This window comes from Oceanicoccus sp. KOV_DT_Chl (assembly GCF_900120175.1).
In the GTDB taxonomy this organism is placed as follows: domain Bacteria; phylum Pseudomonadota; class Gammaproteobacteria; order Pseudomonadales; family Dasaniaceae; genus Oceanicoccus.
This window is the reverse complement of the sequence record NZ_FQLF01000005.1, coordinates 503877-529632: the sequence shown is the minus strand read 5'-3', so window position 1 is coordinate 529632 and position 25756 is coordinate 503877. Positions and strand designations below refer to the sequence as shown.

The 25756-nt window shown below is 45.8% G+C and carries 24 protein-coding genes and 1 pseudogene; 17 read left to right on the top strand and 8 right to left on the bottom strand.

What is annotated here, in order from left to right; translation table 11 throughout:
• Position 1: 1 nt before the first annotated feature.
• From UNITIG_RS19825 to UNITIG_RS19780, 10 genes are all read left to right on the top strand, one after another.
• Entirely contained in the window at positions 2-604 is a 603-nt protein-coding gene (locus UNITIG_RS19825) for a MotA/TolQ/ExbB proton channel family protein (protein ID WP_101760071.1), read from the top strand.
• A complete protein-coding gene (locus UNITIG_RS19820) occupies positions 597-1022 on the top strand; it encodes a biopolymer transporter ExbD (protein WP_101760070.1) in 426 nt (141 codons plus the stop codon). The genes UNITIG_RS19825 and UNITIG_RS19820 overlap by 8 nt, the downstream gene beginning before the upstream one ends.
• Positions 1019-1876, top strand: a complete 858-nt coding sequence (locus UNITIG_RS19815; protein WP_101760069.1) for a hemin ABC transporter substrate-binding protein — start codon at positions 1019-1021, stop codon at positions 1874-1876. Before UNITIG_RS19820 ends, UNITIG_RS19815 begins: the two co-directional genes overlap by 4 nt.
• Positions 1876-2901, top strand: a complete 1026-nt coding sequence (locus UNITIG_RS19810; protein ID WP_101760068.1) for an iron ABC transporter permease — start codon at positions 1876-1878, stop codon at positions 2899-2901. The genes UNITIG_RS19815 and UNITIG_RS19810 overlap by 1 nt, the downstream gene beginning before the upstream one ends.
• A complete protein-coding gene (locus UNITIG_RS19805; protein ID WP_101760067.1) occupies positions 2902-3660 on the top strand; it encodes a heme ABC transporter ATP-binding protein in 759 nt (252 codons plus the stop codon). It abuts the gene before it with no gap.
• Positions 3661-3848: 188 nt separating this feature from the next.
• Entirely contained in the window at positions 3849-4751 is a 903-nt protein-coding gene (locus tag UNITIG_RS19800) for a DUF4437 domain-containing protein (RefSeq protein ID WP_101760066.1), read from the top strand.
• 49 nt (positions 4752-4800) lie between these two features.
• A complete protein-coding gene (locus tag UNITIG_RS19795; protein WP_101760065.1) occupies positions 4801-5031 on the top strand; it encodes a hypothetical protein in 231 nt (76 codons plus the stop codon).
• Between the two features lie 5 nt (positions 5032-5036).
• Positions 5037-5969 carry a sodium-dependent bicarbonate transport family permease gene (locus UNITIG_RS19790; protein ID WP_101760064.1) on the top strand — a complete coding sequence of 311 codons (933 nt, stop codon included), beginning with the start codon at positions 5037-5039 and terminating at the stop codon, positions 5967-5969.
• A 54-nt stretch (positions 5970-6023) separates the two neighbouring features.
• The gene (gene purE / locus UNITIG_RS19785) at positions 6024-6503 is read left to right on the top strand and encodes a 5-(carboxyamino)imidazole ribonucleotide mutase (RefSeq protein WP_101760063.1); all 480 of its coding nucleotides are present in this window, start codon (positions 6024-6026) and stop codon (positions 6501-6503) included.
• Positions 6503-7603 (top strand): 5-(carboxyamino)imidazole ribonucleotide synthase, encoded by a 1101-nt coding sequence (locus UNITIG_RS19780; RefSeq protein ID WP_101760062.1) that lies wholly within the window; start codon positions 6503-6505, stop codon positions 7601-7603. Before purE ends, UNITIG_RS19780 begins: the two co-directional genes overlap by 1 nt.
• Here UNITIG_RS19780 and UNITIG_RS19775 read toward each other — a convergent pair whose 3' ends face one another.
• From UNITIG_RS19775 to UNITIG_RS19765, 3 genes are all read right to left on the bottom strand, one after another.
• Positions 7604-8254, bottom strand: a complete 651-nt coding sequence (locus UNITIG_RS19775) for an HPP family protein (protein ID WP_101760061.1) — start codon at positions 8252-8254, stop codon at positions 7604-7606.
• A 67-nt stretch (positions 8255-8321) separates the two neighbouring features.
• Positions 8322-8681: a hypothetical protein gene (locus tag UNITIG_RS19770; RefSeq protein WP_101760060.1), complete on the bottom strand. Its 360-nt coding sequence runs from the start codon at positions 8679-8681 to the stop codon at positions 8322-8324.
• Between the two features lie 27 nt (positions 8682-8708).
• Positions 8709-9140: a hypothetical protein gene (locus UNITIG_RS19765; RefSeq protein WP_101760059.1), complete on the bottom strand. Its 432-nt coding sequence runs from the start codon at positions 9138-9140 to the stop codon at positions 8709-8711.
• A 157-nt stretch (positions 9141-9297) separates the two neighbouring features.
• Here UNITIG_RS19765 and nhaR point away from each other — a divergent pair, with 157 nt between their 5' ends.
• Positions 9298-10200 carry a transcriptional activator NhaR gene (gene nhaR, locus UNITIG_RS19760; RefSeq protein ID WP_101760058.1) on the top strand — a complete coding sequence of 301 codons (903 nt, stop codon included), beginning with the start codon at positions 9298-9300 and terminating at the stop codon, positions 10198-10200.
• Between the two features lie 87 nt (positions 10201-10287).
• On the opposite strand, the gene UNITIG_RS19755 is transcribed toward nhaR, so the two are convergent.
• Genes UNITIG_RS19755 through UNITIG_RS19735 form a run of 5 tightly spaced genes read right to left on the bottom strand, consistent with a single transcriptional unit; the run spans position 10288 to position 16755 of the window.
• Positions 10288-11685, bottom strand: coding sequence for an aspartate ammonia-lyase (locus UNITIG_RS19755; RefSeq protein WP_101760057.1), 1398 nt, complete (start codon positions 11683-11685; stop codon positions 10288-10290).
• Positions 11686-11720: 35 nt separating this feature from the next.
• The gene (gene astB, locus UNITIG_RS19750; protein ID WP_101760056.1) at positions 11721-13067 is read right to left on the bottom strand and encodes an N-succinylarginine dihydrolase; all 1347 of its coding nucleotides are present in this window, start codon (positions 13065-13067) and stop codon (positions 11721-11723) included.
• Entirely contained in the window at positions 13064-14521 is a 1458-nt protein-coding gene (gene astD / locus UNITIG_RS19745; RefSeq protein ID WP_101760055.1) for a succinylglutamate-semialdehyde dehydrogenase, read from the bottom strand. Before astD ends, astB begins: the two co-directional genes overlap by 4 nt.
• Position 14522: 1 nt before the next feature.
• Positions 14523-15542 (bottom strand): arginine N-succinyltransferase, encoded by a 1020-nt coding sequence (locus UNITIG_RS19740; protein WP_101760054.1) that lies wholly within the window; start codon positions 15540-15542, stop codon positions 14523-14525.
• A gap of 37 nt (positions 15543-15579) precedes the next feature.
• Positions 15580-16755, bottom strand: coding sequence for a hydrolase (locus UNITIG_RS19735; protein WP_235015532.1), 1176 nt, complete (start codon positions 16753-16755; stop codon positions 15580-15582).
• 282 nt (positions 16756-17037) lie between these two features.
• Here UNITIG_RS19735 and UNITIG_RS25790 point away from each other — a divergent pair.
• From UNITIG_RS25790 to UNITIG_RS19710, 6 genes and pseudogenes are all read left to right on the top strand, one after another.
• A pseudogene (locus tag UNITIG_RS25790) lies at positions 17038-18400 on the top strand (aspartate aminotransferase family protein).
• 405 nt (positions 18401-18805) lie between these two features.
• Positions 18806-21796: a TonB-dependent receptor domain-containing protein gene (locus UNITIG_RS19725; protein ID WP_101760053.1), complete on the top strand. Its 2991-nt coding sequence runs from the start codon at positions 18806-18808 to the stop codon at positions 21794-21796.
• 51 nt (positions 21797-21847) lie between these two features.
• Positions 21848-23335: a putative basic amino acid antiporter YfcC gene (gene yfcC / locus UNITIG_RS19720; RefSeq protein ID WP_101760052.1), complete on the top strand. Its 1488-nt coding sequence runs from the start codon at positions 21848-21850 to the stop codon at positions 23333-23335.
• Positions 23332-23769, top strand: coding sequence for a hypothetical protein (locus UNITIG_RS24665; RefSeq protein ID WP_235015528.1), 438 nt, complete (start codon positions 23332-23334; stop codon positions 23767-23769). The genes yfcC and UNITIG_RS24665 overlap by 4 nt, the downstream gene beginning before the upstream one ends.
• Positions 23770-23782: 13 nt before the next feature.
• Positions 23783-24523, top strand: coding sequence for an amidohydrolase family protein (locus UNITIG_RS24660; protein ID WP_235015527.1), 741 nt, complete (start codon positions 23783-23785; stop codon positions 24521-24523).
• 1 nt (position 24524) lies between these two features.
• A complete protein-coding gene (locus tag UNITIG_RS19710; protein WP_101760051.1) occupies positions 24525-25754 on the top strand; it encodes a cyanophycinase in 1230 nt (409 codons plus the stop codon).
• The last annotated feature ends 2 nt before the right edge of the window (positions 25755-25756 follow it).

Here is a 25756-nt window from a genome sequence, read left to right as displayed (position 1 = left end):
TATGACCTACTATTTATCACTGCAACAGCAATTGGGTTATTTAGCTATACCCTTGCTTTTGTGTTCGTTAATCACGCTAGCACTGCTGTTGGAAAAAATGCTGGTGCTGGCGCTGGCCTCTTACCGAAAGCAATTAGTAGATCAGCAGGCGCCGGTGTTTGCCGGTAAAAATCAGCCCTTGTTGGTAGCCCGGGGGCTAAATTTTTTAACAGCACACCGCTCTGAAAAAAAATCCTTGCGTGAAGATGTGGCTGAAATCTGGCTAGGCTCACAGCGCCAGCAATTATCCAGCGGTATTCGCTTGTTACAGGTTATTGCGTTGCTCACTCCACTGCTGGGTTTGCTGGGTACCGTATTGGGATTGATTCAGGTATTTGAAAGTCTTGCTGACCATCATGGTCCTATCGAGCCTTCATTGTTGGCGGATGGTTTGGGTTTGGCTATGTACACCACTGCTGTGGGGTTAATTATTGCTTTGCCGGCACTGGCGGGGGCGCATGGTTTCCAAATATGGGTTGATAAAATTATTCATCGCACTGAGCTCAGTATGAATATGATGAATTTATTGATTGATGGTATTGAGTTAGGTGCAGGGCATGATTAAGTCACAGTCGGTTACAGCGTCGCCACTGCTGACTGCAGAGATCACGCCATTGATTGATATTGTGTTTATTGTGATTGTCTTTTTATTAATTACTGCCAACGCACCTTTATTATCGTTGCCGGTGGCGGTACCCGAAAGCGATGCCGAGGTAACCCTTGAGCTAACATCAGGGACTGAATTAACGGTGTCGATTACCGCTGAAAAACCCTATTGGCATATTGATCAGGAAACCTATCACCACTGGCGCGATTTTAAACAGGCGTTGCTGGCAAAAACACAGGGTAGTAATCAGTCTCTTACTATTGCTGCCGATAAAGCTGCGCCCAGTGAACCACTATTAAAACTTTTAGCATTATTAAACCAGCAGGCCTTTGGGCATGCTCATATTGTGTTGCAACATGCGAGTACAGAAGAATGAAGTTTATAAGAGTAGTAGCGACGAGAGTCTGTTTGTCGAGTTTAATGGTTTTATTAAGTCTGGTAGTCAATAGTCAGCAGCAACAAACATTCGCCACAATTATCAGCACCGATGCCGGTGTTACTGATGTGTTAATAGCGTTGGGGTTAAGTGATCAACTGAAGGGTGTAGATGTAACCAGTGTGGTTCCTGAGTCATTACCGGTTGCAAGATTGGGTTATCACCGAACCTTATCGACTGAGGGTTTGCTTAGTTTAAATCCTGACTTGATTATCGGCAGTGTGCATATGGGGCCTGCGGAAACTATTGCCGCGTTAAAAACGTATCCACTAACCTTGCTGCAATTACCTATTGCCCGTAATGCCCAAACGCTGCGTGACAATATTCAGCGTATCAGTGTCACCACCAATAAAAGTGCGCAGGCGTTACCTTTAATGCAGAGTATTGACCAGGCGATGGCGCACATTAATCAGCGACAGCTTGCCGCGAATAGCTCTGTTGCTTTTTTATTGCACATGGAGGGTAGAGGTTTACGGTTGGCGGGTCTTGGTACAACCGGCAACGACATTATTGAAATATTAGGCGGTAATAATGTTGCTGAGCACAATAGCTATCGCTCGGTTTCGGTTGAAGCACTATTAAGTCTTGAGCCCGAGGTAATTATTATTGCCGGGGAGCAAGGGGTGGCGACTTCGTTATTAGCTGATAATCCTTTGTTACAACATACGCCAGCGGGTCAGTCGCAGCGGATTGTAGCAGTGAATAGCAGTTTGTTGGTAGCGGGTATTAGTTTGCAGGCGCTGGATGTAGTGGCGGCTTTGGCGACGCAATTACAACAGGTTGCGCCTCGCTAATGTTGCGCCTCTCATTATCATCGCTATCGGGTTTTTGTTTATTGCTCTTGCTGGTTGCTGTGACGTTGTCACTTACCCGCGGCGCGATGTCGATACCAGTGGGCGAAAGTTTGCTGACGCTTTGGGATAGGGTGTGTGGAACCGGCTACAGTAATTTAATGCAGTATCAGCAATTGGTAGTGTTGGATTTGCGACTGCCCAGAACCATGCTGGCTTTATTGGTGGGTGCGATACTGGCGCAGTCTGGCGCTGTTATGCAGGGCTTATTTAGAAATCCATTGGCAGACCCCGGGATCATCGGTGCATCTGCCGGCGCGGCGTTGGCTGCGGCAGTAGCCATTATTTTTTTACCGGCTGGGTGGCAGGGTATTGGTATTCCTGTGGCGGCTTTTGTCGGCGCGCTACTCACAACGCTGCTGGTATTTAAGTTGGCGCAGGGTGACAACGGCACCTCGGTAGTGATGTTATTGTTAGCGGGTGTGGCGGTGGCTGCGTTTAGCGGAGCCATGATGGGCTTTCTTAATGTCATCGCCAATGATCAGGCATTGCGCGATATTAGTTTGTGGCAAATGGGTTCTGTTGCTCATACTCAGGAAGAAAGCTTATGGCTTTGCTTACTGGTGCTATTGTTTACTGCTTATTATTTTCAGCGCCATGCTCAAGCATTGAATGCATTACTGCTGGGTGAGTCCGAAGCGCGGCATCTGGGTATTGATCTTGAAGTTCTAAAAATAAAACTGATTGCGGTCACCACTATCGGGGTGGGTGTGACTGTGGCTGTGGCTGGTATTATTGGTTTTATTGGTCTGGTGATTCCGCATTTAATCAGAATGATCAGCGGTCCTGATCATCGTTCGCTGTTACCGCTATCGGCGATGGTCGGTGCGCTGTTGTTGTTATTTGCTGATGTAGGCGCGCGCTTGGTAATGGCGCCTTCAGAGCTGCCGGTGGGGTTATTGACGGCTGTTATTGGTGCACCTTTTTTTGTGTTGTTACTGATAAAACAACGCAAGGCTTTTGTATAAATGCTTACGCTCGAAAACCTTACCGTTACTATTGAGCAGCACCAACTCTTGGCGATTGAGCAGCTGAGTTTATATGAAGGGGAAATGTTTTCCGTACTGGGTAAAAACGGTGCGGGTAAATCGACTTTATTTAAAGCAATTTGTGGGGATATGCTGGCCCAGGGTGGACGCTATTTGCATCAGCTTTCTATTGAGTATTGGCCTAAAACGTTGCTGGCCAGACATCTGGCAGTGTTACCACAAAGTAGCTCGCTAACGTTTCCGTTTACCGTGCGGGAGGTGGTTGCTTTGGGTTTAATTCCATTGAGTTTGAATCATCGGCAGGGGCAGCGCTGTATCAGTGAAATGCTGGCGTTAACGGATACCCAACAATTTTCAGCACGTTCGTATTTAAGTTTATCTGGTGGTGAGCGGCAGCGCGTGCATCTGGCCAGAGTGTTGGTGCAGCTATCACAAGCTGAGAAGGCGCCACTGCTATTATTGGATGAACCTACATCGGCGCAAGATCTTGCTCAGCAACATCATTTGCTGGCATTAATAAAAACCCTCTGTCAGGAAAAAAATATCACCGCACTGGTGATTATGCACGATCTGAATTTAAGTATGCTTTACAGTGATCGTGTGGGTATTTTGGCTGCAGGGCAATTTGCCGCAATTGGCGCGCCTCGGCAGATATTGAATACGGAAACCATTAGTGATCACTGGGGATATCGACCCCGGCAGGTAGAGGATGCTTCCGGAGTTCGCGTTTTTATTTAGTGTTTACTAATTACACCGAGTTGGGAAAACGACTGCAGCTCTGCAGTTGTTGGCTATCCCTGCATTCGCCGCGTAGCATCAAGTCATTCATTATCGTGAATGATTATAATAATTAATATCAACTATTATCTATTAAATATTCTCCCTATTATGCTTCCTATGTTGTTAAACCCTATCCGGAGAAAAATATGAGACCCCATGTTGAGTTTGTTGATCAGCAAGATTTGCTTTGGCATCACGCCGAGTTTGAGCATGCCGAAGGCAGTGCCAAGCAGCAGAATTTAAGTTATGACGAAGAAGATGGCTCGGCTTCGTTAAGAGTAGAGTTTGTGACAGATTGGTCGCGTTCTGCCGGGTTTCATGAGGCCCAAACGGAATGGTTCGTGCTTTCGGGTAAGGTAGATATCGGTGGCGAGATTCTCACAAAAGGCGGTTATTGGTGTGCGCCTAAAGGGGCGTTAACTCCGGCTATTAAAGTCACCGAGGGTAGCCAAATTCTGTTGTTCAGAGAATATGCGGCTTGGGGCTTTAAGCCTGCCAAGGACGCTGCACAATCAATCTCCAGTGATTCAGAAGTGGTTATCAAGCACTCTGAATCGATGGATTGGTTTGATGTCGAGGATCCAGCTAATGGCAGTCCGATGGATTTTTCTCGCGGCGGTACTCCCGTCCCTGGTTTGTTTATCAAGCTGCTTTATCGCGACCCCAAAACGGGTTTCTATACTCGACTGATAAAAGCAAAGCCCGGTTGGCGCGAGCACCCATTAGCGCATCACCCAGTGTACGAGGAAGCCTATTGTCTAGAGGGGGAATTTGATTACAACTATGGTTTGATGAAACCTGGGCAGTACTTTTTCCGCCCTGCTGGTATTCGTCACGGTGATTTTACTGCAGGTGAAGAAGAAGGGTGTACCTGGATCTTGCGCTGTGATGGAGATTTAGTCGATTGGTATACCGAAGAGGCCAGCGTTGAAATGCATGGGAAACCGGTAAATTGGGGTGATGACTTCCCTGGTACTGAGCCGCCTGTGTATATCCAGCCAGTGCGATCTCGTACTGCAGGTAAGTGGCAGGACCCTAGTTATCAATAAGTCCGTTAATACTGAAGATACTTTTATGACTGGATAAGGAGTTGTGATAATGTTTCAAGATACGCATTTAGTATTTGGAGTAACGGTAGGTTCAGTAATTGTAATGCTTGGCGTTTTTTTGCTCGCGCTGTCAACTACTGGATGGAGTTTGATTGTCATCGGATTTGCAGTCGCCGCTATAGCTATCGTGTTTAGGCCAACAACAGTTGAGCGTAAAGCGTCGCTGGATACTGAGCGTGTGCACCACCTGGTTACCAATCCCGGCAACTTGGTGAGTTAATAATTATGGTGCTGGATATCAGTATTGCCTTCTTCATGCTCGGGGTGTTGGCAACACTTATACGTTCGGAAATTCAATTTCCGAAAGCACTTTATCAATCACTGACATTATTTTTGATGATAGCGATCGGCTTGAAAGGGGGGGTTGCTTTATCGGAGCATGCTTCCTGGCAGTTGGTTCCGCAATCAATTTTCGTTATCATGCTGGGTATTGTTATTCCGCTGATTGCTTTCCCTGTTTTATTTTTAATCGGTCAACTTGAGCGCAAGGATGCGGCTTCAATTGCTGCGCATTATGGGTCTGTGAGTATCGGTACGTATGCAGTAGCGGTAGCTTTTCTTGAAGCACAACAAATTGAGTATGAGGCGTACTTTCCATTATTTGTTGTGCTCCTTGAGATTCCCGCCATTGCTGTCGGTATCGCCCTTGCTAAAAACAAAGGCAAAGTGCTTAATCGCAAAGCTCTGGCACATGAAATATTTTGTAATCAAAGTATGGTATTTATGCTGGGTGGGTTAGCTATTGGATTTTGGGCTGGTGAGCGTACCGCAACTATTGCACCATTCTTTTTTGATTTATTTAAAGGCGTGCTGGCTTTATTCTTATTCGAAATGGGTATGGTTGCCGCTAGTCGGTTGCAGCAAGTTAAATCAACCAGCAGTTTTATATTATCGTTTGGCGTAGCCATGCCCTTGGTTGGGGGGCTACTGGGTTGTTTGCTCGGTGTTGCTATAGGGTTATCGACTGGAGGAGCTATCTTGTTAGCATCACTGGGTGCAAGTGCGTCTTATATAGCTGTTCCCGCTGCGATGCGAGTGGCTATACCAGACGCTAATCACGGGCTATCAATTACCGCATCCCTGGCCATCACGTTTCCATTTAATGTGTTGGTAGGGATTCCGGTGTATGTTGTTTTCACTCAATGGTTCGTTAGTTAACAGTCATTAATCAAGTTGATAAAATGGTAGTTCAAAGCTAGATAGGAGAGGGTAATGAGTCATGTTGAAGTAGCGATTATTATGGGGTCGCAGAGTGATTGGCCAACCATGCAGTGTGCAACCGTTGTATTGGATGCGCTAGGGGTATCCTACAGCAAGCAAGTCGTATCGGCACATCGCACTCCCGATAGACTTACACAGTTTTGCCAGGACGCTGAAAAAAACGGCATTAAAGTCATTATTGCTGGCGGGGGCGCGGCACATTTACCGGGTATGGCAGCGGCAAATACCTGGCTGCCGGTGATTGGCGTTCCGGTGCAAAGCAAAGCGTTGAATGGTATTGATAGTTTGTTATCGATTGCGCAAATGCCTAAAGGTGTTGCAGTGGCGACGCAAGCAATCGGTGAGTCAGGTGCATTTAATGCGGGGCTTATGGCTGCCCAGATTTTGGCCACCAGTAATCAATCTCTCCAGCAGCGCTTGATCAGTTGGCGAAAAAACCAAACTGATAGCGTACCGGTGGAGGTTGAATAGTGCATGTTGCGATTATTGGTTGTGGTCAGCTTGCCAGAATGTTGGCATTGGCCGGCATTCCGCTAGGTATTAAGTTCAGTTTTATTTGCGACACAGGTGAGCATAGTGACACTGTCTGCGTTAACGGCTTGGGAGAAATAGCTTACTGGCAGCCTGAATCGTCTGTTGAGGCGCTCTATACAGCGCTGGGTAGCCCGGACCTTATTACTGTAGAAAAAGAGCAAGTTGAATTGTCGTTGTTGCGGGATCTGAGTAAGTTTTCTGCCGTTTATCCTAGTATTCAAGCAATAGAAACAACAAAAGACCGGTTTAAAGAGCGCTGTTTGTTAGATAGCCTGGATATTCCTGTTGCGCCGTATTTGTTTGGACATTCAATAGAAGAAGCCGTTAAGCAATTAGGATTGCCACTGGTATTTAAGTCTATTGATGAAGGCTATGATGGCAAGAATCAGTGGCAGGTTAAAACTGAGGACCAGCTTCAGAGGCTTATTGAGGATCAATCCCTACATCCGCAAACTTTGATTGCAGAGCAGTGGATTAATTTTGAGCGGGAACTTTCTTTGGTCGGTGTTCGCGATTGTAATGGTCAAATAGCATTTTATCCGCTCGCCGAAAATATACATACACAGGGTATTTTATATCGCTCTATTGCTCCTGCTGACAAGTTAACCTCTGCACTCATTGCGACTGCTGAAGATTATCTGCAGAAAATAATGAATCACCTGGATTATGTAGGGGTGATGGCTATGGAGTGTTTTGCAACGGAGTCAGGATTAATCGTTAATGAGCTGGCTCCCAGAGTGCATAACAGTGGTCATTGGACGCAGCTTGGTAGCCCGACGTGTCAGTTCGAAAATCATATACGTGCTATTACCGGTATTGCTTTGGGGTCTACCGACAATTTTGGTGTTACCGGCATGATTAACTTGTTAGGTACTGCCAAGCCGCCAGTAAAATCACTTGGGGCTAATTCAACACTGCATTGGTATAACAAAGAGGCTAGACCGGGAAGAAAGCAAGGACATGTCAATTTTTTTGATAAATCCAGAGCACAACTTATCCAGCATATGGATGCGTTTGAAAAAACACTGTTACCGTGATTAGCACCATAAAGATAATGGCGGATCGATAGTGGCAGATGCCAATATGTCCGTTCTGGAAACAATGCCAACCACTTGGCCGTCATCTTCAACGATTGGTACTGCATCTAATTGATAGTCGACTAATGCAGATGCAATACGACGTACGTCAGTGACTGGCGCTGCCGAGATGATTTTGTTGTCGGTTTCATTGATAAGCTTCATTACCGAACCGGGCTGTTGGCTTGCTGATAAGTTATTACTAAGTAAGTGCTCATAAAGTCGCTTGCGCGAAAACGCGCCTACCAGTGTTCTAAACTCATTAATAATGGGCATTACCTGATGATTGTGTTGCTGAAACACTAACCATGCTTGCTGAATAGACGTGGTTGATGAGAGCGATCTCACGGGTGCAGTCATGATTTGGTAAGCTTGTTTAATGGGTTCCCGGTGCTCTTTTTTGTTTAAGAACAATTGATAAGCATCCAGGGCATTCTGGGACACTTTATATTCACTGGTTGGCTGTTCGAGATTGATTGCGGCCGTGGCCTGGTCAAGCGGGTCTTGCTCGATCGATCGTGACGAAAAGTAGGGGCTTGGTTTTTCAGTGCGCCGAAGTTTTTCTAACGAACCTGAAAAACTTCGGCCTGTGGGTGTGTATATATAAAACATACTATGACTCCTATTAAAACCTATAGATTTTAAAGGCTGAAAAATTATAGCCTCAATTATTCTATTGTTATGCGCTCTCAGAGACTGCGTCAGTATCTTCAATATAAAACCGTTTTTTGCTAATTATTTTTCGCCGCTTAATGCATTGCATAAAGTTTTTTCCTGCACGGTTAATACCGCGATCGATGGCATGTTTTATATCTGCTTGTCGTTCAGTGATGACCACATCTTGTAGTAAGTTCGATTTGATCATTACCTTGCACTGTTGGTCTATTCCACCTTTCGGGCCATTTATATCAGTTAAGTTAATGGTAATTGACCTGATCAATTGGCTGTTGCGACTAAATGCAAAGCCGAGTCGATAATGAATGTAATTTTTTATGTCCTTATCGTTTGCTGTGTTGCCATAATTAATATTAACTTTCATAATAATCTCCATTAATAGAGGGATAAATTAGCAGGGATATTCATTTGAAATGGTGCTGGCAATTATTTGCTCTACGTCTTTAGTTGATTGTCCAGAAGCTACCAGCTTGTTAGTAATAGCCATGGATAGTTTCAACCTGACTGTTTCGTTAATGGTGCAGTCATTCTTTTGCGGTTTTTCTTCCAGGCTTGTGTAATATGCTCTTTGTTGAAAGCTCATGGTATTTTCATTGCTGGGGTTGGTAATATCTTCCGGTAAGTAAGTTGCCAGATAGTTGTTAATGGCATAGCTACATACATTAGGAATGGAAAGTGTGTTTTGCTCATTAAGCTGAGGGATGCAGGCCGATAAAAAGCTATTTTTTTCAATGTTTTCTTGTGTAGCTTGGGCTGTGGCAGTTAATGACGTGAGTGCGATAACTGCCAGGCCGGTACATAAACAAATAGCTGTGCATTTCATGGTTGTTCTCCTGATTAATACAACTCGGTTGAAGTTGAGAGAGTGTTTTATAACGCAACAGCAATACCAATAATATTCGAATGTTATTGTTTTAATGATCGAAAAAATCTGATCATGCGTATAGTAGATATCTATATCAACCTGATAGGTTATCTTTATGGCCCAGATGAATTTCCATCACTTGCACTATTTTTTTACCATTGCCAGAGAGGGGAGCATTGTAAAGGCTGCTGAAAAACTGCATTTAACCCCGCAGACCTTAAGTAGCCAGATAAAAACCTTCGAAAGTTACTTGGGTGTTGAATTATTTGATCGAAAAGGCCGGGGTCTACTTTTAAACGATAAAGGCAGGATGGTGTATGGTTATGCGGAGGATATTTTTTCACTGGGTTACGAGTTACAGCAAACCTTACAGTCAAAAAACATCAGTCAGCAATTCATTTTCACGGTCGGTATTGTTGATGTAATACCGAAAATACTCGCTTACGATTTACTTATCCCCATTCTTGAAAGTCAGGAAAGTATTCGCCTGATTAGCCGAGAGGGCGATTTTGAATCATTGTTGGGAGAGTTGGCGGTTGGAAAAATGGATTTAATTATTTCTGATCGCGGGTTGCAACCTGGGTCGGCAGTTAAGGCCTATAACCATATCCTTGGTAAAAGTGGCTTGACGTTCTATGCCGGTCGATCAGAAGCAAAGCAGCTCAAGGCCGGTTTTCCAGCAAGTATGCATGAAAAGCCCTTCCTATATCCCGGTGAGGGTTCGTCGCAAAAAATCAATCTGTCATCCTGGTTTGATCGGCTAAATATACAGCCCAGGATAGTGGCAGAATTTGATGATACCGCGCTAATGAAGTTTTTCGGCCAATCTGGATGTGGAGTTTTCTGTACCCCCAGCTCAATTGAAGCGCATGTGCTAAGGCAATACAAAGTCGATGTTATTGGGCGCACCGAAGAAATCCATGAGCAGTTTTATGCCATATCACCTGAGCGCAAACTTAAACACCCAGGCGTCAAAAAGGTTATTGATGCGGCTTCGCAGTTATTCACTATTCCATAGTCTTTGCTGAGTTTGATTTACTGCTCCGGATTCGATAATTTTTCTTTGCATTCGTTAAAATATCATTTCAGCTTCATCTTTTTTGGATTATGTATACTCTATATTGGTGCCATCATTGCTGAGTATTTTTTCGAGCTCTTCCAGTACCAAGAAGTTTTTCTCCAAAACCAGTTCACGCACGGAGCGGTTGTCTCGAATAGCTTCCATCACCAGTGTCGAAGTTATCTCATAGCCTAATACTGGATTAAGCAGGGTTACTATGCCCAGTGAATGATCGACTGAACGTTGGCACTCAGCTTCGTTAGCAGTAATTCCTTCAACACAGCGTTCTCGTAAGATGCGACTGCCTCGATTTAACATGCCCAATGATAAAAATAAGCAATTAGCGATGACTGGCTCAAATGCATTTAATTGCAGTTGTCCGGATTCTGCCGCTATTGATACGGTGACATCTTTACCAATTACATCATAGGCAATCTGGTTAACGACTTCGGGGATTACCGGGTTAACCTTGCCCGGCATAATCGAGCTGCCCGGCTGCATTTTTGGCAGGTTTATTTCACCAAACCCACATCGCGGCCCTGAGGATAGTAGCCGCAGGTCGTTACAAATTTTCGATATTTTTGTTGCGTAGCGTTTCAACGTTCCCGATAGTTGAACAAAATCGCCGGTATCCCATGTTGCTTCCACCAGGTTTTCCGCTAACCGTACTTTAACTCCACTGACTTGCTGTAGCCGTTCAATCACTCGTGGTGCATAACCTACAGGCGTATTGATCCCGGTACCAATGGCGGTCGCACCTAAATTGCAATCGAGCAGTAATTCAATGGTATGGGAAAGTTGGATGATGTCCTCACCAATGGCGGTAGCAAATGCAGAAAACTCCATACCTAATGTCATCGGTACTGCATCCTGCAATTGGGTTCTACCAATTTTACGAATGTGGGAAAAGTCGCTGCCTTTTTCGCTAAAAGCTTGTTTTAGCAATGCCATATTGGCTAATAAATCCTGAGCTTTGGCATACAATGCCAAGCGCAACGCGGTAGGGTAAACGTCATTGGTAGACTGTGAGCAATTGACGTCATTGTTGGGGTGCAGGTGTTGATATTCGCCCGCGTGATGGCCTAGCAGTTGCAACGCGCGATTGGCAATCACTTCGTTGGCATTCATATTGGCAGATGTGCCTGCCCCCCCCTGAATGACATCGACGACAAAATACTGGTGCCATTGGTCGTTGATGATCTCATCACAGGCGGCAATGATGGCCTTGGCTTTATTCTCGGCCAAGGTACCCAGCTCAGTGTTGGTCTGTGCGCAGGCTTTTTTGACCATCGCCAGTGACCTGATCATTTCGGGATCAATAGAAATGGGGATGTCGGTGATAGAAAAATTTTCTACCGCACGCTGGGTTTGAATACCGTATAAACAATCAGTTGGTAGCTGCATGCTGCCCAAGCTGTCTGATTCTTCACGATAAGTTGTCATGTTACACCTCTGGTTTTATAGTGCTATTCGTGCACTTAATGCGATTGGAAGGGATAAAAATTTTTCAAATTGAGTAATTGTGTTAGTGCTTCCAGCGTTTCTAGCGATTCAGTATAAAAAGCAGGATCAGCTAAATCCTCCGGCGCAAGCTGATCGCGATAATGTTGCTTGACCCAGTCTTCTAGTGCGGTAATGCGATCTTCAGTGATCAGAAAAGCCGGGTTCACCGCAGCGCGTTGCTGGGCGTTAAGTACCACTCTAAGGCGCAGGCAAGCAGGCCCGCCACCGTTGCTCATACTTTGGCGTACATCAACAAAATCAACGGACCTGATAGGTTGCTGGTGATCCTGTAGCAGCCGCTCAAGATAAGCGCTTACCGACTTGTTTTGTGCACACTCCGAAGGAGCAATAAGGCGCATATTGGTCATATCGCCATCCGGTGCCGCGAGTAATTGGCTGTTGAATAAATAACTTTTAATGGCATCTTCCAGTGGGACTTCCTGATGATTTACGGGTAGCAATTGCAAATTCAGTTTGTTGCCTAGTTGTTGTTTAATGGTTTCAAAGTCTTTGTCGACAAAAGCGAGTTGGTGAAAGAACAGAACGGGGCCGTTCGCTACCGCAACAACATCGTTATGAAAAGCGCCAGCGTCGATAGCGGTGGGGTGCTGACGACAGAAAACAGCTTGTTGAGCAGTTAAGCCATGGCTGCGGGCAACGGCTTCACTGGCGAGTCGGGTTTGTCTGGCTGGAAAGCGCGCGGGTTGATTGGCTGAGTCAAGGCCATCGCGACCATATACAAACATGGCCACGCCGGGATCACCATAATGTTGGCAAAGGCGTGAATGATTAGCTGCGCCTTCATCGGCAAACAGGTTGTTGGCTGGCAGCGGCGCGTGAATTTTAAAATGCTGCGGGTCGTTGAAAATAGTTGCCAGAGTATGTTGGGTTGCCTCTGCTTCAATTGCCCGGTGAGGTGTGGTTAACAAATTAGCGGGAGTAAAGTGAACTCGGCCATCACCGCTATCGGTTGATGGCGTCACGGTAGCAGCATTGGCTGCCCACATTGGTGAGGCCGAATAGACCATCGATAATAATCGTGGATTTTGTTTAGCCAGTTGCTGAATAATTTGCTGGTCACTGCCAGTGAATCCGAGCTGGCGCATGCTGTCTAACTGTGGTCGTTGTTGCGGTGGAATAAAACCCTGCTGATAGCCTAGCGATAATAACTGGCGCATTTTCGCTAAACCTTGCAAAGCTGCTGCCTTGGGGTTGGAACGCAGCTGTGCATTGCGTTCAGAGGCGAGGTTGCCAAATGACAATCCGCTGTAGTTGTGTGTGGGCCCAATTAGGCCGTCAAAATTTACTTCTAAAATACTCATTTTTTTATCCCTTTCAACGCTGGCATTGCTTGTTGGTCGGTGGCTACACCGATGGACATTGCCTGTGGCCATGCACAGTAATCGGCGGCATAAAAGGCACTGGCGCGGTGATTACCGCTGGCGCCAATACCGCCAAAAGGTAAGCGACTGGAAGCGCCGGCCGTTGGTTTGTTGATGCTGATGACGCCAGCACGAATATTGTTGATAAATTGCTCTTGCTCACTATTGCTATCACTGAGTAAGCCAGCTGCCAGGCCGTATTGAGTTTGATTGGCCAGGCTAATGGCGTCAGTAATAGTAGCGACCCGATAAATCTGCAACAGCGGCCCAAACCATTCCTCGTCTGGTACCTCTTGCACATTGCTCATATCGATTAACCCAGGACTAAGAAAACAGTCTCCTATTGAAAGCGGTTTCATCATGCGCAGTGCGTTACCGCCAAGGGCGATGAGCTGCTGTTGTGCTTGCAACAAGTTAGTGGCGGTTTTGGGGTTGATGACGGGTCCATAAAATGGCTCGGGTTTGGTTTGCCATTGGCCAATAGTCAATTTATCAATCAATGTCTGTACTGCTTCCAGTAATTCACTGGTGGTTTCATTTTCTACCAAAATGAGACGGCGCGCGCAGGTGCAGCGCTGTCCTGCGCTAATAAACGCGCTGCTGATAATATGCCTGGCCGCGAGTTCGGTGGATTTGATTTGTCCGACGATCAGTGGATTATTGCCACCCATTTCCAGCGCCAGTAGTACTTCCGGACGGCCGGCAAATTGCCGGTGTAATTGTTTTCCCGTGGCGGACGATCCGGTAAATAACAAACCATCAATATTGGCGGCGGCAAGCGCAGCTCCGGTTTCGCGCTCGCCCTGTAAAAGATTAAGCACATTGTCGGGTAGGCCGGCGCGGTACCATAGCTCAACAGTGAGCACTGCCGTCATCGGGGTTTGCTCGCTGGGTTTAAAAACTACGGCATTACCTGCCAATAATGCCGGTACGATATGACCATTGGGCAGATGGCCGGGAAAGTTGTAGGGGCCGAAGACAGCCAGTACACCGTGGGCTCGATGTTCAGTTGCGATACCCGCAGCAGCGTTATTACTGCTGCCGGCTCGTTGTTGCTGGGCATCAATACTTATGGCGATTTTGCCGATCATAGCGTCGACTTCTGCGAGCGCTTCCCACTGGGGTTTGCCGGTTTCACGACAAATCATTTCTGCCAGTTGATCCTTTGCCAGCGTTAATTCTTCAGCAAAACGTGTGATCACTTTTTTTCGTGCGGTTAGCCCCAGTGCTTGCCATCCAGGCTGAGCATCTCTGGCAGCGTTAACTGCCTCGGTAACCTGGGTTTCGTTGGCGCAGTGCCCTTGCCAAATAATTTCGTTGGTTGCCGGATCTTTCGATATGAGTGTTTTTCTCAGCCTATGAGTGCAGCTGCAGTGAATAGTTAAATCGCTCATGTTATGACTCCCGGGATTTTCCAATGAGATGAATTAGTTCGCCAGGGGCTACCTTGAGTGCAGCTATGGCTGCTGCAGACATTTTAATTTCGCCTTCATCGCCGCGTGTTATGGGAGTTTTTATAAAGCGTAAGTCGCTAAGTTTTCCATTCACAACAATGGAAGGAGAAGCATCAAGTGGCTTGTCGGTGGCGATAGCGGTTCCCCGTTCGATAGCTTTAACGCTGCGTAGTGAATCAATTTTTGCACGTAACATCGGGCCGGCATCAAAAATATCGATGAAGTCTTCATACTCGAAACCCTCATTAATGAGTAGCTCCAGTGCTCGGCGGCCAGCATCGTGAGGTTTGCCCAGCACCGCGCGCGCCTGCTCGGGTAGCATCCGTGTGTAAATGGGAAACTTAGGCATTAACTCAGTAATGAATTGATTAGAGCCTGCTGAGCAGAGTCGATCAGCTTGTTCAAAACTCATTTCAAAAAAATGCTGGCCAATGGCTTCCCAAAACGGGCTATTGCCTTGCTCGTCGAGCCAGCCTCTGAGTTCCGCGACTACATGACTGTGAAAACGCTCGCGAAAAATCCCCATAAATAAATAGCGTGAACTGGCCAGCCAGTGGCCGTTGCCACGGTAATCCGGATCTACAAACAACGTGCCGACCTCAGAGCAGTCGGTATAGTCATTGGCCAACTGCAGCACTCCCGAGCGCACTTCTTTACCTAGTGAATGAGAATAGTGAATTGCTGACATTAACCGGTAAGCATAAAAAGCTTGTTTGGAATGTGTGCGAGCATAAATGGCAGTAGTTCCAACCACTTTGCCAATGCTTAGATCTTCTAACACCAGCAGAAAATAGTCTTCCGGGCTGGGCTTTGATGAATTAAAACTCGCCGTCGATTTGTCGATACTTTGTTGCAGGGTTTGCTCACAAGGCGGAAGTGAAGTCATACCTTTGCCTGCTTTGTTTGCAAGTTGCAACAGATCTGCCAAATCGCCGTTGGCGACGGGTCGAATAATTAACACAATGATTCCTCACGCACATGATCGTAAATTTCTGACATTAATAAGGCGCTGAGTTGCGCGCGTTCAACAAAACTGTCGATGCACATAAATTCATCTTCGCTATGAATGGCACCGCCTCTAACCCCAAGCGTGTCGATGGTTGCCAGTCCTGCTGCTGCAAGATTGTTACCTTCACAACAGCCGCCGGTACTGCGCCAGGCAATGGGAACCCGATTAATTCACCGCAGTGTTGTAGTCGTTCAAACAGAGCTTGATGTTTGGCGTCCATCGGTTTTGGTGGGCGTCCGAAACTGCCATGCAATTGCATCTCTAAGCCTGATTGCTGGCTGGTTGCGCTAATGATGTTTTTAATAGCACTCAGTATTGCTTGTTGCTGTTGTGCTTGTTCGATTCTGACGTTGAACCGAATCACTGCTCGATCGGGAACCACGTTCACCGGGCCGCCACCATCGATACGACCAATATTGACAGTGATACCTTTCGCTTCGTTGCTCAGTGCCGCTAATTGCTGGGTTAACATCGATGCCGTGACGATAGCGTTACGGCCGGCAAAAAAATCTCGGCCGGCATGACTTGCTTTGCCATGCACTACCAGATCAAAGTTGCCGCTGCCCTTGCGAGCACCTGCCAGGGTGCCATCTTCAAGCGCTGGCTCATAAACCATGCCAACGGCGGATTGCTTGGCCCAATGGCTTAAGTGTTGGGCGGACAGTGGCGAACCGATTTCTTCATCGGGTGAAAGCAGTACGGTGAAACCAATTTTTTCAGCAAGGGGAGAGTGGTGGATCGCCTTCAGTGCATGATAAAGCACCACTAAGCCGCCCTTCATGTCAGCGACACCAGGCCCGCGCAAATGATTGCCTTGTTGCCAGCAGGTTTGAAAGTCAGACTCTGCAGAAAATACTGTGTCGGTATGGCCGGTACATAAAATTTGCACCGGTGCTTCTGGGCGAATGCGATACAAGGCTGCTTCAGCAGTAGGCTTTTGCAAGATTTCGCCCTGGTCATTAATTTGTTCTATCGGCGACAGCTCAATGCGTTGTTGTTGATCACAAATATCGGAAAACAATCGATCAAAATAATCAACGACCTGTTCAATGCCCGGGCGATTAAATGATCCAGAATTTATGTTAGCCACGTGCATAGTGTGCTCCATCATTGACTGCTGCCATTGATGGATGGGCTGGATTAATTTTTTCTGGGTTGAATTCACGCTTTGCCTTTAAAATTTATACGCCATGTAATGGTGAGCAAGTATGCTCATGGTGTAACCGGATGTGCTTTTCTTTTTGGGTGTGTTTGTCGAATAAAATTCGGAAGGGTCGGTGTTGGTGGTTTGGCAGTGGGTATTGCTGTTGAGGTTGGCGGATTAAAATTAAGTATTTATAGAGTGAACAGGATAAAGTTTTTCCGATGACTGTGAGTTCCGAATTTGATTTTGTGAATTTTCCTTATAATCGATTGCAGGTATTGATTAGTTAGCAGGAAATTTTTTATGAAAAAGTCAGTTGATGAATTGATTGCAATGGACCCAAAGGTGATTTTGCATCCGGCATCCTCGATCACCGCGTTGTGTGAGCAAGGCCCCCAGATGATGGTGTCTGGTAAAGGTTGTGACGTTGTCGGTGCTGATGGCCGCAGCTACCTGGATGGGGTTGCCGGGCTATGGTGTGTGAATGCCGGCTATGGCCGCAGCGAGTTGGCGCAGGCGATGGCGGCCAGTGCGGAGCAATTAGGTTATTACCACACCTTCAGTAATGCTTCTAATCCTTGGCAGGTAGAGTTGGCAGAAAAGTTACTCCAGCATGCGCCCGATGCTATGGGTAAAGTCTTTTTTGGTAGTGGCGGTAGTGATGCCAATGACACATTGGTTAAGATTGCGTGGCATTATCATCATTTGCGTGGCAACGTTAGTAAAGTCAAAGTGATCGCCAGAGAGCAGGCATATCATGGCACGTCGATCAGTACTGCTAGCCTCACAGGCTTGGGTGGTTTTCACAAAGCGTTTCCGCTACCAATGGATTTTGTACTGCGTACTGATTGCCCGCATTTTTACACTCGCGGCTTGGAAAATGAAACTGAGCAGGCGTTTTGTTCACGGCTTATTAATAACGTTAGTGAGCTTATAGAGCGGGAAGGCGCTGAAAATATTGCGGCATTTATTGCCGAGCCTATACATGCTGCGGGGGGATTATCGAGCCGCCTGCTGATTATTACCCACAATTGAGCAAGTTGTTGCGGCAACACGATATTTTGCTAATTGTTGATGAAGTCGTCTGCGGTTACGGTAGATTAGGTAGCTGGTTTGGTAGTAGTGAGTTGGGTATAGAGCCGGATATGATCAGTACCGCCAAAGGCTTGACCAGTGGTTATTTTCCGATGTCGGCGGCGTTTATTAGCGACCCTATATGGGAAGTCTTGAAACAGGGATCGGCCAAATTAGGTGGTTTTTCACATGGCTATACCTATAGTGGTCATCCCGTAGGGGCTGCAGTAGCACTGGCCAATATCGAGATCATGGAGCGGGAAGATTTGGTCGCTAAGGCGCGGAAAAACGGCGCATACCTCATCAAAAATTACGGGAAAGCTTGTCTGACCATCCCTTGGTGGGTGAAATTCGCGGTCGTGGCTTGCTGGCAGGTATCCAGTTAGTGGTGGATAAAAAGACCCGGCAGTTGCCCGATCCAGCCGCCAAGTGGGCGCCGAAAGTGGCTGCTCAAGCGAGAGAATTAGGCTTAATAATCAGACCTTTACCTTCGGTTTCTACCCTCGCAGTATCACCGCCGCTAATCATTTCCGTTGACCAAATAGACTATTTGGTGGAGTCAATTGTGAAATCTTTGGAGGTACTGGAATAATGTTAATTTTGCTTTGTTATTGCATTACCGTATTTACAAGCAAGAAAACTGTGGGTACTATCGGGCCAGCTAGTCAATTACTGAGTTCTGTTTTTAACATACTTATGCAGCAATTTAATCATCTTTTATTTGCGCTTCCCGACTGCTCCCCGATTATAAATTGAGTGAGTGGTTCGACGAGTAGCATCTTTTCTCCTGGAGCTTCTAGGAGCGAAGTGCTGGTCTTTTGACGTCGATCTCTTTCGTTACTTCCCATCACTGCGTTTTTATCTTAACTTTTTTGCTAGGGTATTTTCCTGTTGCTCCAATCTAGCCTGCGGGTGCGTCGAGTTATTTTTTAATAGCCGCAATCCTTAGGGTGCTTTTCCAATAACTAAAATGAACTAGGTTTGAGAGGGTAACTCCATGCATACACAGCGTAAGCAATTGGCCACAGCTTTAAGGTTGGCTCTGGGATTAGGGGCAGTGTTTTCAGTGCAGCAGTTAGCGGCACAGGAAGTATCGGCTGATAACAAAAACTCCCAAGTGATTGAAGAAATAAAAGTAACCGGCTCGAATATTAAAGGGCTTGATTTAGAGGGCTCGATGCCTGCTATTCAAATTAATCGAAAAGATATTTTAGAGTCGGGCGCAGATAGTTTGGTCGGCGTCCTTAAAGATCTTACGGTGACTGGTGGCGGCACCGGTACCTTTAGCACTGAAGGTGCTTCAGCTTCTTCCGGTTCTGCGCCAGCAGGTTCTGCAGGTGTTTCTCTTCGTGGTTTAGGAACAAGCTCAACCTTGACATTAGTTAACGGACGTCGTGTTTCTGTTGCTTCTTTTGGTAAGGCTGGGACAGAGTCATTTGTAGATATAAATTCCATTCCTTTGTCAGCAATTGAACGTATTGAGATTTTACCCTCGGGCGCTTCAGCAATTTATGGTGCCGATGCTGTAGCTGGTGTGGTTAATGTAATTTTGCGTGATGATTTTGATGGCTTTGAATTGTCGGTTAATGGTGGCCAGTCTACAGCGAGTTCAGATGATGGTGAATATAATTTAAATGCTGTTTGGGGTAAATCTACTGATAATGTTCGTGCAATGATTGTGGCTGATTACTTTAAGCGTGCAGACTTATATGAGCGTGATCGTGATGCAACAAAAAATGCCATTCGCTTTAGTCCTGATAGTCCGATAGTTGCGTTTAATGATTATGATCTTGCTATCGATGATGTTAACGAAACAGACAATTGCTTGGCAGCAAATAGTGAACTCTTTCAGCCAATTACTACACAGTATGGTGAACAGTGTGGTTATAACGAAAATCGAGTTGCTGCTATCAAAGGCGACTTTGAATCTATTGGTTTGACTGCAACGCTTGACGTTCAGTTTGGTGGTCTGACATGGTTTAACGAAGTTATGTATCAATCAAAAGAGTCATTTGCGGCGGGTTCTGGAGCTTCTTTTGGTGGTACGCCTTTAGCTGTTAGCCCTAACCACCCTGGTTGGGCTAATGAGCAGGATTTAATTGATGCGTTGGAGGTTAATTCATTTGGTGGATCACCCACTGGCATAGATGCCGCTACTCTAGCTAATGATATTGATTCAGCCAATTCACCTTACCCGGATGAGTATGAATTCTTTACTATCTTGGGGCGTTTTCCTGATAGCAAGGCGGTAGAGGTTGAAACTGAAAGCTATCGATGGGTATCTGGCTTGCAAGGTCAGGTAGCTGATTGGGATTGGGAAACAGCTGTCAATATTGGCCATAGCGAATCAGAGCAGACGGGCAGTGGCTTGTATAAACGTGATGAATTACAGGCTGCGTTATTGGGTCAGTTATGTGCAGATGGCAGTATTGTTGATGCAGACTTTTCTTGGTATTCCGGTGATCGTGCCGATGTTGCTAATTTATCTTCTCTTAATCCAGGTGGTACCCAGTGTTCAGATATAGGTTCAAGCCAGGTTTGGTATAACCCTTTCGATGGCCAAACGAATCAAGATCCTGCCGCATTACGCCTGATTCAAACAACAGCAACAAGAAAAGGTGAGTCTGATCTCTACAGTTTTGATTTTAACGCCTCTACAACGAGTTTATTCGCGATGCCAGCAGGGAATGTTGCGTTGGCAGTGGGCATGGATTGGCGTAAAGAAGAGATATCTGATGAGCCATCAGCAGATGCTCTTGCAACAGCAGAACAGTCTGATCCTATCGTTAGTTTTAGCTCTACTCAAGCAGATTATGAAAGAGAACAATTTGCGGTTTATGCTGAAATGGTAGTGCCAATAGCCGATGGTTTTGAGGCTCAAATTGCCGCTCGATACGATGACTACGACGATTTTGGTAGTGATACTAATGGCAAAATTGGTTTGCGTTATGAAGTGAATAATAAGCTGATTTTACGCGCTAATTGGTCAGAATCTTTTCGTGCGCCATCTCTAGCTCAAGCGGGACTAAATACTCTATTGAGCGGTTTTACGGGCCGTTGTAATGGAGATAATGAATTTAACCAATACTTTGATGATAACGATGTTTGTGGCGGTTATAGTGCAACCTTACCCATTGCCTCTGAATTGGTTAACAACCCTGATCTAGAGCCAGAAACTGCAGAAACTTATGGTATTGGATTCTTACTTCGCCCAACAGACAATATTGAGTTAAATGTTGATTGGTGGAAGATCGAGTATGAAAATTTGATTATCGATAACAATACGGCAGCTTATGTTTATGGTTTATTAACAGGTGAAATTAGCGGCGTCATTGCTACTGATCCGGATGATCTGCCTACAGGAACAGCAGGTGTCTATCTCAACTGTGATCCTGCTTCATATACGGCTGGTACGGCTGATGATTGTGCCGGTTCAGATTTGCCAGAATTATTTGATGTGCATTCAACACCGATTAATGCGTCAGAGCGTGAAATTGAGGGTATAGATATTGCCTATACTCAGTATTTTGATACTAAGATGGGCAACTTTAAATTTACCCTAGATGGTTCTTACTTAGTCAATGATGAAGAGCAATTATATTCGAGTGTAGCTGCTGATAAGTATGCTGGAGAATGGCGTTACCCACGTTGGAGAGCAAAAGCCAAGGTTCGTTGGACTCAGAATCGTTGGACAGCATCCTTGGCAGCCAATTACATCCATGGTTATGAAGACGATTTAGATAATAATCGTGCTGAAGAAGTGGGTGGTTTTAATCCGGCAGTTGATACTGTAAATATCCCTTCATTTACCGTATGGGATTTTAATATGGGTTATGAATTTACGGATAATAGTTACGCGCGTTTAACCGTTGAGAATCTGTTTGATAAACAGCCCAATTTTGTTTGGGGTTCTGCTGCAGGTGTTGATTACTCAAACACTGATATTATGGGACGCTATATCTCAGTCGGCTACACTTATAAGTTTTAATCCTATAGGCGGGGTTTACCCGCCCATCTCTAACCCTTCAGGTTAAATGCAATGTTAAATCAACCTAACAAAGTCGCAGCACCCAGAATGCCAGATACCTATCTGATTTTGCTAGGCGTTGCGTTATTGGCTTTTTTGCTGACTTATTTGGTGCCTGCTGGCAGCTTTGATGTTGTAAAACAGTTGCAAAGTGATGGTTCGGAGAAAGTTTTATTAAACCCGGAGAGTTTTAGTTTACTGCAAGAAAATGCTGAAGGGGCACCGCTGTTTGCTGAGGGTGGAAATATAGGGTTGCTTAACCTGCCGTTCGAAGGAATGGTTTCAGGCAATAAATATGGCACATCTATTGGTGTTTTTGCCTTTATCATTATTGCTGGCGGTTCCTTTGGCATGATTATGGCAACAGGGGCAATTGATCGTGGACTAATGCGGTTGATAAGTATAAGTGGTAGAGCCGATGTTTTTTTCATCCCTGTTATATTTATCACTTTTTCATTAGGCGGCGCTGTTTTTGGCATGGGGGAAGAAGCTATTCCCTTTGTTTTAATTGTTGTTCCCTTTTTAATTAGTTTGGGCTACGACAGTATTACGGGTTTATTGGTAACTTATGTGGCGACACAGATTGGTTTTTCTACCTCTTGGATGAATCCATTTTCTGTGAGTATTGCGCAAGGTGTAGCTGGTGTTCCCTTATTGTCCGGGGCTGGCTTTCGAATGATATGCTGGTCTGTCTTTACCCTGTTAGGCTTAATCTATACCTTGCGTTATGCAAAAAAAGTTAGGGCTTTTCCTCAGCTGTCAATTGCATGGGAAAATGATAATCAATTTCGTGCTGAGAGTTATCAGCGGATTAATCATGATGTTTTGTCCTGGCATGATCGGGTCATACTATTGATTTTTTTTGCTGGTATTAGCTGGATTGTTTGGGGGGTTACGACACAAGGTTATTATTTACCAGAAATAGCAAGTCAGTTTTTTGCTATCGGATTTTTGATTGCAATCGTTGCCGTGGTATTGAGTCGTAATAATTTTACTGCTAATCAGGCTGCTATATCCTTTAAAGAAGGTGCCTCACAATTATTGCCCGCTGCCCTGGTTGTTGCTTTTGCCAAAGGTATTGTGTTGTTGCTCGGTGGTGATGATCCGAGTACCCCCAGTGTGCTTAATACATTGCTCTTTAATGCTTCGCAGTTGGTCGATGGCTTGCCGGAAAGTCTGGCAGCATTGTGCATGCTGGCATTCCAGAGCGTTTTTAATTTCTTTGTCACTTCAGGGTCGGGACAAGCGGCTTTAACCATGCCATTAATGGCACCGCTGGCAGATTTGGTCGGTGTTACTAGACAAACTGCGGTATTGGCTTTTCAGTTGGGTGATGGTCTGACCAACATATTAGTCCCCACATCAGCGGCATTAATGGGTTGTCTTGGCGCTGCCAGACTCGATTGGTCGCTGTGGTTCCGTTTTGTTATTTCCCTGCAGTGCCTTTTATTTTTGCTGGCCGCGGCTGCGATGTTAATCGCTGTGGCGATTGGCTTTTGATGGATGTAACGATGTTAACTTTAATAAAAAACGCGAGGATATATTCGCCTCGCCATTTAGGTGTTTGTGATTTATTAGTTTGCAGTAATAAGATTGCCCAGATTGATAACAATATCGAAATTTCAGGTGCTGATTTACCATTGCAACAAATCGATGCGCAAGGGAAAGTTCTTATTCCTGGATTGGTTGATTCGCTGGTACACATTTCTGGCGGTGGCGGTGAAGGCGGATTTAATACCCGTACCCCAGAGCTTAATTTTGGCGATGCTGTTTTGGGTGGTGTTACTACTTTGGTCGGTGCCTTAGGTACTGATGCCACTACACGTAGTCTCAACGAATTACATGGTAAAGCAAGAGCGTTGACGGCAGATGGTTTAAGTTGTTATCACTATACGGGGTCATATCAAGTGCCTGTGAAAAACGCTAACGGGTAGTGTTAGGGGCGATATGGTATTGATAGACAGTATTATTGGTGTCGGCGAAATTGCTATTGCCGATCACCGAGGCTCTCAACCCAGTGCTGACGAATTGGCCAGAATCGCAGCAGATGTAAGAGTCGGTGGTATGTTGGCAGCAAAAAGAGGTGTTGTTAGCATCCATGTTGGTGAACATGAATCACAACTATCGCTACTGAATAAAGTGCTGCGCGATTTTGATGTTGCCGCTAATCAATTTTTACCTACGCACATGAATCGCAATGAATCTCTGGTTAAAGCTGGTGTGGCGTTTACCCAGCAGGGCGGTTGTATCGATTTTACTGCTTCAACAACAGATCAATTAATTGAGCTTGGTGAATTGCGCGCCAGTAGTGCACTGGCACTGGCCTTATCTGAAGGCGCAAATATAGATCAGTTAACCTTGTCATCCGATGCCCAGGGATCGCTGCCCAATTTTGACCAAAATGGAAAGTTAGATAGCTTGCAGATTGGCAGCATATCAAGTTTGTTAGATGAATTCAGGCGTTGTGTTATCGAGCAAAATATTGCGCTGGAAAAAGCTTTGAAGACAGTCACGATTAATCCTGCGCGAGTATTAGGGCTGCATCATAAAGGTCGAATCAATAGCGGGGTCGATGCCGACCTGTTATTGCTAGACCCGGATACACTGCAATTAGATGCTGTTATGGCCCAAGGGCAATGGTTAATGCTGGATGGTACTAGAGTAACGACTACCCGGTTTGGAGAATAGTATGCGGATATTATTATTGTTGTTGTCGATGCTGAGCTTGACCGCAAACGCCGCCGGTAAACTGGTTATTGTAGGTGGTGCGCTCAGTAGTGAAAATGAAGCGGTGTATCGCGCCTTTATTGATGCGCTACCAAGCGCGAACAGTAAGATTGCAATTTTCCCTGTCGCCTCAAGTAGCCCAGTTAGCAGTGCGCAGAAATTTCGCAAGGACCTGGTTCATTATGGTGTTGATGCCAGCAGGGTTGAGATTATTCCCTTGGCGACGAAGGATGATTTATCCACGGAGTTTGATGAATCCAGCTGGCGCAATAATGCATCAAGTGCTCAGCTTGCTACTGAGCTCACTCGTTATGAAGGTTTTTGGTTTGTTGGCGGAGACCAAATGCGCATTATCGAAACGCTGTTGCCTCGTGCGCAAAAACCCTCTCGATTGCTGTTAGCACTTCGTAAGCAATTGGAAGAAGGAGCGGTCATTGGCGGCACCAGCGCCGGGGCGGCGATGATGAGTAACCCGATGATTGCTGGCGGTGATAGTTTCAGTGCGCTAACGACGACACCGAGTGATAATTATTATGGTACCGAGAGTCAGGAGTATGGACGTTTGTATTTGCACCACGGCTTGGGGTTTTTCCCTTATGGTTTGGTTGACCAGCACTTTGATCGTAAATCCCGTTTGGGAAGATTAGCACGTGCTTTACTTGAGACTGAGCAAAACCTGGGTGTGGCGGTCGATGAAGATACAGCCATGGTAGTGGACTTGGCTAGTCATGAACTCACTGCTGTTGGTAGTGGTGCAGTCACTTTGTTAAATCGACAATCTGCAAAGTTTCAGGCAAAACCCTTTAAGGCAAACAATCTACAAATTTCATTATTGGCTAGTGGTGATCGCTATAATTTGGTTAGCCACAGTAGCAAGATCGCCGGTGATCCCAAGTCGACGGTGGGCCGTGAATATGCCAGTGGCGAGCCACATCAGGGGGCAGGCTTGCTGCTACCCAATCAAACGCTGTCGCAAATGCTAGGTTATGATTTGCTTGATAATGCAGATAGTCGGGAACTGCGGCGTTATAGTTTTGTTGAGAGTGGGGATGGATTTCTTTTTCGATTCCGACAAACACCAGACAGCGCAGGTTATTGGCGTTATCGCAGCGGTAGTCGTGATCAGTACAGCATTATTAATGTAATGCTGGATGTAGAACCCGTTACTATCTCTGTTTCAGCCGAGCGATAATG